Genomic DNA, 13,032 nt, shown 5'->3' with positions numbered 1-13,032 from the left:
CAGCGATTCATTCGATCAGTGTACCTTCTTTCTCGCCAGTTACGATGCGAGTAAGGGCGCCGGCACGGTTCATATCGAACACCCGCAGCGGCATGCCGTGGTCACGGGCGAGACAGATGGCTGTCAAATCCATCACACCCAGTTTCTTGTCCAGAACCTCATCATAGGTGAGGTAGTCGTATTTCTCTGCACTGCTGTCGAGGTGCGGATCCGCTGAGTATACGCCATCCACTTTCGTAGCCTTCAGCACCGCATCGGCCTCGATCTCAATGCCACGCAGACATGCAGCGGAATCGGTCGTGAAGAAAGGGTTACCGGTACCGGCGCAGAAGATCACGACATCGCCATCCTTCAGATCCCGTACCGCGCGACGGCGGTCGTAGTGCTCCACGATGCCGCTCATGGGGATCGCGGACATCACACGGGTCCGGATGTTCGAACGTTCCAGAGCATCACGCATGGCCAGACCGTTCATCACGGTGGCCAGCATGCCCATATGATCACCGGTAACCCGATCCATGCCGGCCGCATTCAGGGCTGCGCCACGGAACAGGTTGCCGCCGCCAATCACCAGACCAACCTGCACGCCGATGCCAATCAGCGCACCGATTTCCAGTGCCATGCGGTCAAGAACTTTGGGATCAATACCGAAATCGTGCTCTCCCATCAGGGCCTCGCCACTGAGTTTGAGCAGAACACGCTTGTATCTGGGCTGGGTTTTCGATGATGTCGGCATGATGATCCCCTTGTCGTCTGTTGGCTGCTATCCGGCGTGGTACCCGTTGCAGGCTTGTATCTGACATACTCCTCATAAAAAGGGGTATCTCAGATACAAGCCCGCCACGAGAGCCGGGAATTCCCGGCTAACGTGGCAGACTCAGGTGATACAGTGGCTCAAAGCCCGCTGCATCGAACGAAGGATCAGGCCTTGCCTGTGCCGGCTGCAGCAGCAACCTCGGCAGCAAAGTCCACTTCTTCCTTCTCAATGCCTTCACCCACTTCCAGACGAACGAAGCCAACCAGCTCGCCGCCGTTGGACTTGATCAGCTCGCCCACGGTCTGGTCCGGGTTCTTGACGAAAGGCTGCTCAACAAGGCTGTTCTCCTTGAGGAACTTCTTGATGCGGCCACCCATCATCTTTTCGACGATCTCGGCAGGCTTGCCTTCCATATCCGGCTGGGCCTTGATCACATCCTTCTCTCTTTCGAGTTCTTCAGCCGGCATATCTTCCGGCTTGCCGACACGCGGGTTAACGGCAGCTGCGTGCATGGCGATGTCACGGGCAACTTCAGGATCACCGGCAGTCAGGGCGACAACCGAAGCGATCTTGTTGTTGCTGTGAACGTATCCACCAACAACCGGGCCTTCAACCTTGACGACACGACGAACAGTAATGTTCTCGCCGATTTTCTGAACCAGCGCTTCACGCTTGGATTCCAGATCGCCTTCCATCAGCTTGGCTACGTCGGTTTCGCCATTTTCAAACGCAACGTTCAGCACGTCGTTGGCAAAGTTCAGGAAGTTGTCATCGCGAGCAACAAAGTCGGTCTCGGAGTTCACTTCCAGAATAAAGGCAACGGTGTTGTCGTCAGAGATCTTGATCAGTGAAGCGCCTTCAGCGGCGGTACGGCCGGCTTTCTTGGCAGCTTTCAGACCGGATGACTTGCGCAGCTCTTCGATCGCAGCGTCAACGCTGCCTTCGGCTTCAACAAGTGCCTTCTTGCATTCCATCATGCCAAGGCCGGTACGCTCACGCAGCTCTTTGACCATTGCAGCGGTAATTGCAGCCATGTTCAATCCTCTCAACTGTTCCGAATTCGGTGGGGCGGTGTGCCTCGGAAAACACCAGGCACACCTTACATCTAAACCGTGAAGGTAAAACGTTACTCAGCGGCTGGAGCAGCGCCTTCAGCGTCTTCGCTGACTTCAACAAACTCGTCAGCACCGGCACCAGCAGACTGGGCTGCTTCCATGCAGGTATCAGCAACGGCTTTCACGTAAATCTGGATCGCACGGATAGCGTCATCGTTGCCCGGGATCACGTAATCGACACCGTCGGGATCACTGTTGGTATCAACAACACCGATGACAGGAATACCAAGCTTGTTGGCTTCCTTGATGGCGATACGCTCGTGGTCAACGTCAATCACGAACATCGCGTCCGGCAGGCCGCCCATGTCCTTGATACCACCAATGGAGCGCTCAAGGCGGTCCATTTCACGGGTACGATCCAGTGCTTCTTTCTTGGTCAGCTTGTCAAAAGTACCGTCCTGACTCTGGGTTTCCAGGTCACGGTAGCGACGGATAGACTGACGGATGGTCTTGTAGTTGGTCAGCATGCCACCGAGCCAGCGGTGGTTAACGAACGGCTGACCGGCACGCTCGGCTTCTTCCTTGATGATCTTGGCCGCGGCACGCTTGGTACCAACGAACAGGATCTTGTTCTTGTTCTCTGCCAGCTGCTGAACAAATTTCAGCGCGTCGTTCATGGCAGGAACAGTCTGCTCAAGGTTGATGATATGAATCTTGTTACGGGCGCCGAAGATGAACTTCGACATTTTCGGGTTCCAGTAGCGGGTCTGGTGACCGAAGTGAGCACCTGCCTTCAGCAGGTCACGCATATTTACCTGAGCCATGATAGTTACCTTTTTAGCTTCGGGTTAGTCCTCCACGTATCCGATTACCCCAACCTGACTCCTTTAAAAGCAGGACCAGGCACCCTGGGATAACGTGCCGACACGTGTGTGAATTTGCTGGATTCGTTTCCAGCGGGCGCGTTTATACCATATTCGGCCCGACAAACGCCATTATTTTTGACGGCGAGCTTCCTTGTACCCGGGCAGCAGGCCCCTTAAAATGCCGGTTTGGCACAAACAACGGGAAACCCAATGCAGGTATCGATCAAGACACCGGAAGAAATTGAAAAGATGCGCGTCGCTGGCCGCCTGGCGGCCGAAGTGCTCGAGATGATTGGCGATCACGTCAAGCCCGGCGTTTCCACCGAAGAGCTCGACCGGATTTGCCACGACTATATTGTAAACGAGCAAAAGTGCATTCCGGCACCACTCAACTACAAGGGGTTTCCGAAGTCCATCTGCACGTCGGTCAACCACGTTATCTGCCACGGCATTCCGTCTGAGAAGAAAATCCTCAAAGATGGAGACATCCTTAATATCGATGTCACCGTAATAAAGGATGGCTACCACGGCGACACCAGCAAGATGTGGATTGTCGGCAAGCCGAAACCTGGCACCGAGCGGCTGATCCAGATTACACAGGAGTGCCTCTATAAAGGTATTGAACTGGTCAAGCCGGGAACCCGTCTGGGCGATATCGGGCATGTGATTCAGCAGCACGCCGAGAAACACCGATATTCCGTGGTTCGAGATTACTGTGGCCATGGCATCGGCGCAGTATTCCACGAGGAGCCTCAGGTAATGCATTACGGCAAACCCGGCACCGGTCTGGAGCTGCAGGAAGGTATGACGTTTACCATTGAGCCAATGATCAACCAGGGCAAGTACCAGACCAAGCTTCTGCCGGATGGCTGGACCGTCGTTACCAAGGATCACAAACTCTCTGCACAATGGGAGCACACCATCCTTGTGACGGCGGACGGTCATGAGGTCTTGACCAAGCGAAAGGAAGAGTCCTTCTAAGTGGACCAAAGCGAGCTGGAATCCCGCATCAGTAATGACCCATCTCCGGTTACGGCGGCCCGGGAGCTGTTAAAGGGCAGGTATGACGCCGATGCCGAGGCCTTTCGACAAGGCGCCGATGTGCGCGCCCTTGTCCGCTCCCGGGCTGACACGGTCGATACAGTTCTCAGATTGATCTGGAACCGCTACCCCTTTTCCGATTCACCGGACATTGCCCTGATCGCCGTCGGCGGCTATGGACGGGGTGAGCTGCACCCGCATTCGGACATCGACCTGCTCATTCTCACCCGTGCCGGCATCGAAGACAGTTGGCACGAAGACCTGGGCGCGTTCGTTACCCTGCTGTGGGATCTCAGGCTGGATATCGGCCACAGTGTTCGCAGCATCGAGGAAAGCAAGACAGCCGCCCGCGAAGATATCACCATACTGACCAACCTGCTGGAAACGCGCACGATTGCCGGCCCGGATGAACTCCGGTCAGATCTGAGCGAGCAAGTCTATTCCGATGATGTCAGCACCGACCGCGACTACTTTATTGCGAAGCGTGAGGAGCAGCAGCAACGGCATCAGAAATACGGCGATACCGAATACAACCTCGAACCAAACGTGAAGGGTTCCCCGGGCGCCTTGCGGGACATACAGACGATCGGCTGGATTACCAAGCGACATTTCGGACTGCAGAACATCGCTGACCTGACCCGCTTCAGCATTCTTACCGAGGAAGAGCATCAGATTCTGTTCCAGGGTGAAACCTTCCTCTGGCAACTGCGATACGGCCTGCAGCTGCTCGCTGACCGGAATGAAAACCGGCTGCTGTTCGATCATCAGCGAGCCCTGGCCCAGATGCTCGGCTATAGAGATGAAGGTAAGCGGCTCGGCGTCGAATTGATGATGCAGGCCTACTATCGCACCGTCCTGGCCCTCGCCGAACTGGCGGATGTGATTCTGCAGTATTACGACGAAGCGATTCTGGGTAGCCCATCGGAAGACGCCATCCAGCCCATCAACAAACGTTTCCAGATTCGTAACTACTATATTGAAGCGGTCAACAACCAGGTCTTCGCCTACGCGCCCTATGCCATCATGGAAATCTTCGTTCTGATGGCTCAGCACCCTGAGATAAAGGGCATCCGGGCCACGACGATCCGCTCGCTTCGGGCCCACCGGCATTTGATCGATGATGCGTTCCGATCTGATCTGGCAGTGACTACCCTGTTCATGGAGCTGCTCAGAACGCCCCATGCCCTGGATCAGACGCTGTCTGCCATGAAGAAGTACAACGTGCTCGGGCGCTATCTCCCGGAGTTTGGCCAGATCATTGGCCAGATGCAGCACGACCTTTTCCACATTTACACCGTGGATGCCCACACCATGCGGGTCATCCGCAACATGGTAAGGCTTGGCAGCGCGGAAGCCCGAACCGAGTATCCGCTGGCATCCCGCCTGATTCACCGGCTGCCGAAACTGGAAACCCTCTATATTGCCGGCATTTACCATGATGTGGCCAAAGGCCGGGGTGGCGATCACTCGGAACTGGGTGCCATCGATGCCGAAGCCTTCTGCCAGCGGCATCACCTGAGCGAACGGGACACCCAGCTGATTTCCTGGCTGGTGGAAAACCACCTGCTGATGTCCATGACAGCCCAGCGCAAAGACATCTCCGACCCGGACATTATCCACGGGTTTGCCAGGGCAGTGCCGAGCCAGGCGCACCTGGATTACCTGTACGTTCTAACCGTATGCGACATCAGCGCTACCAATCCCAAGCTATGGAACACGTGGCGGGCCTCGCTGTTGCGCCAACTCTATATCGAGGCCAAACGGGCTTTGCGTCGGGGCACTGAAACGCCCATCGACCGACAGGAATGGGTTCGCGCTACCCAGTCGGAAGCCCGGGAAATCCTGCATGCCCAGAACATGACCGATGAACAGATCGACGCCATCTGGGACACCGTGGACGAAGACTATTTCCTCCAGGACTCGACCGTGGACATCGCCTGGCAGACTGCTGCCATCATCAGACACGGCGACAATACGGACCCGCTGGTGCTGATTCGAGACACGCGGGGCGGCCCGACGGACGGCTACTCCCAGATCATTATCTACATGAAGGACCGGGTTGCCCTGTTCGCTGCGACAACGGCGGTCCTCGAACAGCTGAACCTGAACATCGTGGACGCGCGCATCAGCTCAAGCGAGGGGCCCTACTCGATCAGTTCCTATGTGGTACTTGATGAGAAGGGACAGCCTCTGGGCATCGACCCTGCGAGAAAAGAACGGGTGCGTTTGCGCCTGATCGAAGAACTGGACGACCCGGATGACTATCCGGACATCATCCACCGGCGCACGCCACGCCAGCTCAAGCATTTCGCTTTCCCGACGGAAGTGACGTTCTCGAATGACACCATCAACCAGCGCACCGTAATGGAAGTGATCACGCCCGACCGCCCGGGGCTTCTGGCCCGCATCGGCCAGGTGCTGCTGGAGCACCGGGTACGCCTGAGCAACGCCAAGATTGCCACCCTGGGCGAGCGCGTGGAGGACGTTTTCTTCGTGACGGACGAACACGGCGAGCCCATCCGGGAGCCGGCGGTATGCCAGGCCCTGCAGCAAGATCTCTGTAAAATGCTGGACGACATTCAATGAATCCGAACCTCGACAGACTTCACCCCTACCCTTTTGAAAAGCTTGCCAAACTAAAGGCAGGCATCAGCGTGCCCGATCATCTCCGGCCGATTTCCCTGGGGATTGGAGAGCCGAAGCACCCGTCGCCCGATTTCGTCAAACAGGTCATTGCGAACAATCTGGACAAGCTTGCCAATTACCCCACCACCCGGGGTACGGATGAACTCCGCGAGGCCATCAGTGGCTGGGCAACCCGCCGATTCAATCTGAAGGCCGGCAGCCTCAGCGCGGCGAACAACATCGTGCCGGTAAACGGCACACGTGAAGCCATCTTTTCCCTGGTTCAGGCTGTCGTGGATGCCACCAAGCCTGCCACCGTAGTCAGCCCCAATCCGTTTTATCAGGTTTACGAGGGAGCCGCCCTCCTTGCAGGCGCGACGCCCGTATACCTCCCCTGCGATGGCTCAAATGGCTTCATTCCCGATTTTGATTCAGTGCCCGAATCCATCTGGCAAGAATGCCAGATACTGTTTCTGTGCTCCCCGGGCAATCCCAGTGGTGCTGTTATCTCCCGGGAGGCGCTGACCAGGGTGATAGCCCTGGCCGACAAACACGACTTTATCGTTGCTTCCGACGAATGCTACTCCGAACTCTATCCGGAGGAAGGCAACGCGCCGGAAGGCCTCCTGCAAACCTGCGCCGCCATTGGCCGGGATGACTACGCCCGCTGCGTGGTGTTCCACAGCCTGTCCAAACGCAGCAACCTGCCCGGCCTGCGATCGGGTTTCGTAGCCGGGGATGCCAGCATTCTTGACGGCTACCTGAAGTACCGCACCTATCACGGCTGCGCCATGCCCATCCACAATCAGCTGGCGAGCATCGCCGCCTGGAGCGACGAAGACCACGTTCGGGAGAATCGTGCAGCGTACCGCGCCAAATTTGAGGCAGTGGTCCCGATCCTCCGGGAAGTTATGGATGTTGATTTTCCGGATGCCGGGTTTTACCTGTGGCCGATAACTCCGATGGACGATGAAACGTTTGCCCGGGAGCTCTCGGCACAACAGAACGTGCACGTGTTGCCTGGGCGATATCTTTCCCGAACCGTGGATGGCCATAATCCCGGAGAAAACCGTGTCCGGATGGCCCTGGTCGCCCCGCTGGAAGAGTGCGTAGAGGCAGCGGAACGCATTGTTGAATTTGTTAAGGCGAACAAGCCATGAAACTGTACGGCATCAAAAACTGCGACACCGTAAAGAAGGCCCGGAAGTGGCTGGACGAACAAGGTATCGACTACGAATTCCACGACTTCAAGAAGGATGGCCTGCAGAGTGATTTGCTGTTCCGCTGGGAACACGCGGTCGGATGGGAAACCCTGCTGAACCGCCGTGGCACCACCTGGCGCAAACTTCCGGAGGACGTTCGTGATACCATTGACGCCCAAAGCGCTCACGAGATCATGCTGGAGAACCCATCCATTATTAAGCGTCCCGTTGTCGAAAACGGCGGTGATGTGCGCGTAGGTTTCAGTGCAGACAAATGGTCCGCATGGCTGGCCTGAATCTCGGGCAAACCAGATCCAAACTTTAATTTCAGGGGTCTTCAGGCATTGCCCTGGCCCCACATTCATAACAGGAGCAACCATCAGATGAGCTTTGCATTCGGTATCGGTATCGGCACCCAGAACAACCAGGGCGAGTGGCTGGAAGTGTTTTACCAGCAGCCGGTCATGACACCCGATAACACCCTGATGGACGTCATCTCCAACGCCCTTGATTACAAGGGTGGTAACCAGGCGATCAGCGCGACCGCCGAGCAGCTCAGCCAGCTCGCCAACGCCTTGCGTCAGATCGGCCAGACAGGCCAGGCATCACTGGCGGACAAAGCAGCCGCCAGCAAGCGCCCGGTGGTTGTCACAGTACTCGAAACAGATGACACCGCGTCCAGCACCCCGGAGGTTTACCTCAAGCTTCACCTGATTTCTCATCGCATGGCCAAACCTCACGGATTGAAGCTGGACGGCATTTTTGGCCTGCTGCCGAATCTGGCATGGACCAGCGAAGGCGCGATCGATCTGAACGAACTGTCCGACCGCCAGCTTCAGGCTCGCCTGGAAGGCCGCACACTGGAAGTCAAATCCGTGGATAAATTCCCGCAGATGACCGATTACGTGGTACCGAAAGGTGTCCGCATTGCCGATACCGCCCGGGTTCGCCTTGGCGCCTATGTGGGTGAAGGCACCACGGTCATGCACGAAGGGTTTATCAACTTCAACGCCGGCACCGAAGGCACCAGCATGATCGAGGGCCGTATTTCCGCCGGCGTCATGGTTGGCAAGGGGTCTGATCTGGGCGGTGGATGCTCCACCATGGGCACCCTTTCCGGTGGAGGCAACATCATCATTGCCGTTGGCGAGAACTGCCTGATCGGCGCCAACGCCGGTATCGGCATCCCGCTGGGCGACCGTTGCAAGGTCGAGGCCGGGCTGTACATCACAGCCGGCACCAAGGTTGCGCTGCTCGACGACAACAACGAGCTGGTTGAGGTGATCAAGGCCCGCGATCTGGCCAACCAGACAGACCTGCTTTTCCGCCGTAACAGCCAGACTGGCGCGGTGGAGTGCAAAACCAACAAGTCTGCCATCGAGCTGAATGAAGAGCTGCATGCAAACAACTGATTCCCCGACCCTCGAACTTGCCGTTGATCTGATCCGCCGGCAGTCTGTCACGCCAGACGATGCCGGCTGTCAGGAACTGATGATGTCGCGCCTTGCGCCTCTGGGCTTCACCGGCGAGAACCTGCGCTTTGGCGATACCGATAACCTCTGGGCCCGAAAGGGCTCCGAGGGGCCGGTGCTGGCCTTTGCCGGCCATACCGATGTGGTACCAACCGGGCCGGAAAAGAACTGGTCGCACCCACCCTTTGATCCCGTGATCAGGGATGGCTACCTCCTCGGCCGTGGCGCCGCGGACATGAAGGGCAGCCTGGCAGCCTTCGTAACCGCATGCGAGCGCTTCGTTGCAAGCTACCCGGACCATCGGGGTTCCATAGCCCTGCTGATTACCAGTGACGAAGAGGGGCCAGCCCAACACGGTACGGTCAAAGTGGTGGAAACTCTCGAAGCCAGGAACGAAAAGATCGACTGGTGTCTGATTGGCGAGCCGTCCAGCACCCGAGAAGTGGGTGATGTGATCAAGAATGGTCGACGGGGCTCTCTGCATGGTTACCTGATCGTGCATGGGGTTCAGGGCCACGTAGCCTATCCGCACCTGGCCGAGAACCCGGTTCACCTGGTTGCGCCTGCCCTGGATGCGCTGGCAAAGGAATTCTGGGATAACGGCAACGACTTTTTCCCGCCAACCACCTTCCAGATTACTAAGCTGGAGGCCGGTACGGGCAGCAACATTATTCCCGGTGAATGCCTGGTGCACTTCAACTTCCGCTACTGCACGGAAAACACTGCAGAAAGTCTGGAGGAACGGGTGGTAGCCATCCTGGACCGCCACAACCTGAAATACGATCTGCAGTGGCACCTCAGTGGCCGTCCGTTCCTGACGGACAAGGGCGCACTCGTGTCTGCCAGCCAGAGCGCCATTCGCACGGTGACAGGCCGGGAAACCGAACTTTCAACCTCCGGCGGCACCTCGGATGGTCGCTTCATTGCACCTACCGGCGCGCAGGTGGTCGAACTTGGCCCCATCAATGCGACGATTCACAAAGTGGATGAGTGCGTAAAGGCCGAAGATTTGAATACCCTGTCTGAAATCTACGAACAGATTCTGATCGAACTGCTGGCATAAAAGCAGGAGCCGGAATCCAACGAAAAGGGATCAGATGAAACCTTCATCTGATCCCTTTTTAATGCGCCACTTTCAATAATGAGGGGGAGGTGTTTCGTCCTGCTCTGACTTGATATTGGACGGTGAAACATCTTTCAACTGTTTGTGCAGCAGCCGCTTGGCCTCCCACAACTCACGGATATCCATTTCCTGCTTGGCAACCTGTTCGCTCAGGGTATTGATAACGTCGTCCTGAAAGGCCAGCCGCGTTTCCAGCTCGTCCAGTCGGGTTTCCAGATCGTTCTGGCTCATCGGGTATTGGTACTCCCCTGGGTAGTTCTCTCTAGAATGTGATTGATGACACTGCTTATTCCGTTGCTTGGTCAGCGCTCGGGATAATCTGGTATCATGCCGCTTTTGCCCGCCAGCACTCCCGTTTTTCGGGGTACTGTCGGTTTTCACCGGCCGGATGTGCGATTTTACCCGATATCCGGTTTTTATCGTTAGCGTTACAAGAATGGAGAAATTTCAGTCAATGCGTAATCCATCCAAAGCGATCCTTTTTTCTCTCCTGATCGCCATCCCCGCACCGCTGGTGCTTGCCCTGTTGCTGTCTTTTACACCAGAGCCTCTTCGCCTGATCGCTGCAGGTCAGCTTATTGAGGCCCTCGGTAGCACTCGTGGCATCGCAGCCTACATTATTACGCTGATCGTTTTCGGCATTGCGGGCTTCCTGGCCATTGCGCTTTCAGTCAAGAAACCGGCCGAACAGCAAAGCCCATCCCGGCCGAGCAACCGTGCCCCCAGCCAGAACCACAATGATGACGATGATGATGGCTATGACGAAAGCAGCCCTGAGGGTGATGAAGAAGGCACCGTAAAGTGGTTCAACGTCAAGAAAGGCTTCGGCTTTATCGTGCGTGACAGCGGTGACGAGGTATTTGTTCACTTCCGGGCGATTCGTGGCCGTGGGCGCCGGGTCCTGCGACAGGGTCAACTGGTCCGCTTCAATGTTGTGGAGGCAGACAAAGGCCTTCAGGCCGACAACGTATCCATCCTGAGCGATTGAATCGCCCACTGAAAACAAAGAGGCAGCCCAAGGGCTGCCTCTTTCAGTTCCAGACGACCTGTTGCTCGCCCCGGTGGTCCAGACGCCACCATTTCTCATCCTCTACCGGCTCGCCCTCTTTCCAGTCTCCCGGACTGCAGCGAATTTCGGTATCCATGGCACGCCAGGCACTGCGCGCGCAGTCAAGGTCACTGTTCCAGGGCACCCTTGGCCCCTCGATGACCACTGAGGTGAAACGTTTGCCAAATGCCCCCGGATAAAGCGATATCCGCAGTCTCTCGCCCTCGAAGCGGGCAAAGCCCTTGATCACGCCTGTTACCTCAACGTCATCCAGTTCCAGTTCTTCAAGGTGGTTCTCAAGCCACCCGGAAACCGCCCCCGGCTCCAGATCACGAATGTAAATTTCCAGATCCCGCACCCGCTGAATCTCCATCCTGATTATTGCAATGCCGCACATAGTGAACCGGCCCGGGCCGCGCTGCAACCCAGCGTTCCAGTTCCTGACGCAAATCTTCAGTGCTCAGCTGCCGGAGCTTGCCGGCGGCTTTACGCTCATGCCAGGCAACCTCTGCAGCCACACGATGAAGCTGAATTTCACCAAGCGAAGCCTCGATGTCGTCGATCGGCTCTTTCCGCGCCAGGGCAACCAGGGACTGACGTCTCAGGGTATCGGCCTGCCCCGCCATAGCCATGGCTTCTGGCGGCCCTTTGCGGGCAAACAGATCCAGCCGGGCCGCCGACCGTTCCAACCATTGCAGCATTCCCCCGGGGGTGCTGACACTCCGACTCCGCCGCGACGACGCAAAGCGGATCACCGGCCCCGGAATCTGCACATTCCACTGTCTCTCAATCGCTGCCTGATGGGCAGTCAGAATCGCCTGGCGCTGAACCTTACTTGCAGCAGGCATATCAAAGACATCCAGGGATCGACCAAGGCGATGCTGCAGCGCCAACACACCTTGGCTGTCGCCGGGCTCGTCCGGACCCAATAACAGAATCGGCCCTGCCCATTGAAGAGTCAGGGCAGCGGCCAGGCCATCGGGCAACTCCATCAGGGCAACCAGATTAGCAGGAGACACATTATCGAGCACCAGAACCGGCCAACGTGAGCGGTTGTCCGGCGAGCAACAACCAACCCCGCGGTCTGGAAGAACCGGCAAATCACTGGCCATGACCTCCGCTTCACGCCTCAGATCCAACTCAACGTAATCCAGCTCGATATCGGATAGCAGCGACTGCAGCCACGCCGTTTTCCCTGTGCCACGCTCGCCGCGCACCCAGATCAAGGCCGTCTGAGATGCTGCCAGGCTTACCGCAACATCTTCGGCAAGCTCAATCCAGGCGGCATCCGCTACAACCACAGGCGCACGCTGACTTTCGTCCAGGGGGGACAAATCCCGCTCTTCCGTGTGATCAGGCCAGTGGCTGACCAACTCAAGGACCGCCACATACGCCTTTTCCTGCAACCGCTCGGCATAGCGAGCCAGGGATTCCAGCAACTGTGGCCACCCCAGCCAGGGCAACTCAGTGGCCTCACGGGCCGCTGCAAACCAGTACATCAGCTGGGAGGACAGCGGCCCTTCACCACCGACTTCGGTGACGATAGGCTGCTCACACTGGATGGTTCGGGTGAGTTCGTCCATGTCCACACCGCACCCCCGCAGAAAGCGAGTAATGCCAGGGTCGGAATCCAGGAGGGCGAGCAGGTAGTCTTCTACGGTAATTACGGAGCCCCCGCGGCGCTCAACGCTCTCGCGGGCATGCATCAAAGCAGTCTGGCACTGGGGATCCAGGCATCCTTGCCAATCTTCCATCAAACATCTCCATGTTCTGAATGCATCATCCCGATGCAATGACTGGGTATAACGGCCAAATTATACCACTTTCAACCCTCCGTCGGTCG

13 protein-coding genes are annotated in these 13,032 nt (G+C 57.2%); 7 read left to right on the top strand and 6 right to left on the bottom strand.

All coding sequences use genetic code 11. The features are described 5' to 3' along the window. Window positions 1-7: 7 nt before the first annotated feature. The 3 genes from pyrH to rpsB form a co-directional block, all read right to left on the bottom strand. Complete coding sequence (pyrH, locus tag BM035_RS10195) at window positions 8-736, bottom strand: UMP kinase (protein WP_008170379.1); 729 nt, start codon at window positions 734-736, stop codon at window positions 8-10. A gap of 185 nt (window positions 737-921) precedes the next feature. Continuing rightward, window positions 922-1,791 carry a translation elongation factor Ts gene (gene tsf / locus BM035_RS10190; RefSeq protein WP_008170381.1) on the bottom strand — a complete coding sequence of 290 codons (870 nt, stop codon included), beginning with the start codon at window positions 1,789-1,791 and terminating at the stop codon, window positions 922-924. A gap of 92 nt (window positions 1,792-1,883) precedes the next feature. After that, window positions 1,884-2,636 carry a 30S ribosomal protein S2 gene (gene rpsB / locus BM035_RS10185; protein WP_008170383.1) on the bottom strand — a complete coding sequence of 251 codons (753 nt, stop codon included), beginning with the start codon at window positions 2,634-2,636 and terminating at the stop codon, window positions 1,884-1,886. 252 nt (window positions 2,637-2,888) lie between these two features. On the opposite strand from rpsB, the gene map reads away from it, so the two are divergent. The 6 genes from map to dapE all read left to right on the top strand — a co-directional run bounded on the left by map (window position 2,889) and on the right by dapE (window position 10,081). Next, on the top strand, window positions 2,889-3,659 hold the full coding sequence (gene map, locus BM035_RS10180) for a type I methionyl aminopeptidase (RefSeq protein WP_008170385.1): 771 nt from the start codon (window positions 2,889-2,891) through the stop codon (window positions 3,657-3,659). Further along, window positions 3,660-6,305: a [protein-PII] uridylyltransferase gene (locus BM035_RS10175; protein ID WP_008170387.1), complete on the top strand. Its 2,646-nt coding sequence runs from the start codon at window positions 3,660-3,662 to the stop codon at window positions 6,303-6,305. Continuing rightward, window positions 6,302-7,504, top strand: a complete 1,203-nt coding sequence (gene dapC, locus BM035_RS10170; protein ID WP_008170389.1) for a succinyldiaminopimelate transaminase — start codon at window positions 6,302-6,304, stop codon at window positions 7,502-7,504. The genes BM035_RS10175 and dapC overlap by 4 nt, the downstream gene beginning before the upstream one ends. Next, window positions 7,501-7,842 carry an ArsC family reductase gene (locus BM035_RS10165; RefSeq protein WP_092031623.1) on the top strand — a complete coding sequence of 114 codons (342 nt, stop codon included), beginning with the start codon at window positions 7,501-7,503 and terminating at the stop codon, window positions 7,840-7,842. Before dapC ends, BM035_RS10165 begins: the two co-directional genes overlap by 4 nt. 87 nt (window positions 7,843-7,929) lie before the next feature. Continuing rightward, on the top strand, window positions 7,930-8,958 hold the full coding sequence (gene dapD, locus BM035_RS10160; protein ID WP_008170392.1) for a 2,3,4,5-tetrahydropyridine-2,6-dicarboxylate N-succinyltransferase: 1,029 nt from the start codon (window positions 7,930-7,932) through the stop codon (window positions 8,956-8,958). Then, the gene (dapE, locus tag BM035_RS10155) at window positions 8,945-10,081 is read left to right on the top strand and encodes a succinyl-diaminopimelate desuccinylase (protein ID WP_092031621.1); all 1,137 of its coding nucleotides are present in this window, start codon (window positions 8,945-8,947) and stop codon (window positions 10,079-10,081) included. The genes dapD and dapE overlap by 14 nt, the downstream gene beginning before the upstream one ends. Before the next feature lie 72 nt (window positions 10,082-10,153). Here dapE and BM035_RS10150 read toward each other — a convergent pair whose 3' ends face one another. Next, window positions 10,154-10,372 carry a SlyX family protein gene (locus tag BM035_RS10150; protein WP_008170396.1) on the bottom strand — a complete coding sequence of 73 codons (219 nt, stop codon included), beginning with the start codon at window positions 10,370-10,372 and terminating at the stop codon, window positions 10,154-10,156. 223 nt (window positions 10,373-10,595) lie between these two features. Here BM035_RS10150 and BM035_RS23135 point away from each other — a divergent pair, with 223 nt between their 5' ends. After that, the gene (locus tag BM035_RS23135) at window positions 10,596-11,129 is read left to right on the top strand and encodes a cold-shock protein (protein ID WP_008170398.1); all 534 of its coding nucleotides are present in this window, start codon (window positions 10,596-10,598) and stop codon (window positions 11,127-11,129) included. Window positions 11,130-11,172: 43 nt separating this feature from the next. Here the strand turns inward: BM035_RS23135 and BM035_RS10140 are convergent, their stop codons facing one another. Both BM035_RS10140 and BM035_RS10135 read right to left on the bottom strand, forming a co-directional pair. After that, window positions 11,173-11,547 carry a hypothetical protein gene (locus tag BM035_RS10140; RefSeq protein WP_092031619.1) on the bottom strand — a complete coding sequence of 125 codons (375 nt, stop codon included), beginning with the start codon at window positions 11,545-11,547 and terminating at the stop codon, window positions 11,173-11,175. After that, on the bottom strand, window positions 11,519-12,943 hold the full coding sequence (locus BM035_RS10135) for a hypothetical protein (protein WP_092031617.1): 1,425 nt from the start codon (window positions 12,941-12,943) through the stop codon (window positions 11,519-11,521). Before BM035_RS10135 ends, BM035_RS10140 begins: the two co-directional genes overlap by 29 nt. Between the last annotated feature and the right edge of the window lie 89 nt (window positions 12,944-13,032).

The organism is Marinobacter sp. DSM 26671, from assembly GCF_900112835.1.
In the GTDB taxonomy this organism is placed as follows: domain Bacteria; phylum Pseudomonadota; class Gammaproteobacteria; order Pseudomonadales; family Oleiphilaceae; genus Marinobacter; species Marinobacter flavimaris.
This window is presented reverse-complemented; position numbering and strand designations above follow the sequence as displayed.

Bases quoted from the DNA above. Each gene is read 5' to 3' on its own strand.
- pyrH (WP_008170379.1), bottom strand. From the start codon at position 736: ATGCCGACATCATCGAAAACCCAGCCCAGATACAAGCGTGTTCTGCTC.
- tsf (WP_008170381.1), bottom strand. From the start codon at position 1,791: ATGGCTGCAATTACCGCTGCAATGGTCAAAGAGCTGCGTGAGCGTACC.
- rpsB (WP_008170383.1), bottom strand. From the start codon at position 2,636: ATGGCTCAGGTAAATATGCGTGACCTGCTGAAGGCAGGTGCTCACTTC.
- map (WP_008170385.1), top strand. From the start codon at position 2,889: ATGCAGGTATCGATCAAGACACCGGAAGAAATTGAAAAGATGCGCGTC.
- dapC (WP_008170389.1), top strand. From the start codon at position 6,302: ATGAATCCGAACCTCGACAGACTTCACCCCTACCCTTTTGAAAAGCTT.
- BM035_RS10165 (WP_092031623.1), top strand. From the start codon at position 7,501: ATGAAACTGTACGGCATCAAAAACTGCGACACCGTAAAGAAGGCCCGG.
- dapD (WP_008170392.1), top strand. From the start codon at position 7,930: ATGAGCTTTGCATTCGGTATCGGTATCGGCACCCAGAACAACCAGGGC.
- dapE (WP_092031621.1), top strand. From the start codon at position 8,945: ATGCAAACAACTGATTCCCCGACCCTCGAACTTGCCGTTGATCTGATC.
- BM035_RS10150 (WP_008170396.1), bottom strand. From the start codon at position 10,372: ATGAGCCAGAACGATCTGGAAACCCGACTGGACGAGCTGGAAACGCGG.
- BM035_RS23135 (WP_008170398.1), top strand. From the start codon at position 10,596: ATGCGTAATCCATCCAAAGCGATCCTTTTTTCTCTCCTGATCGCCATC.
- BM035_RS10135 (WP_092031617.1), bottom strand. From the start codon at position 12,943: ATGGAAGATTGGCAAGGATGCCTGGATCCCCAGTGCCAGACTGCTTTG.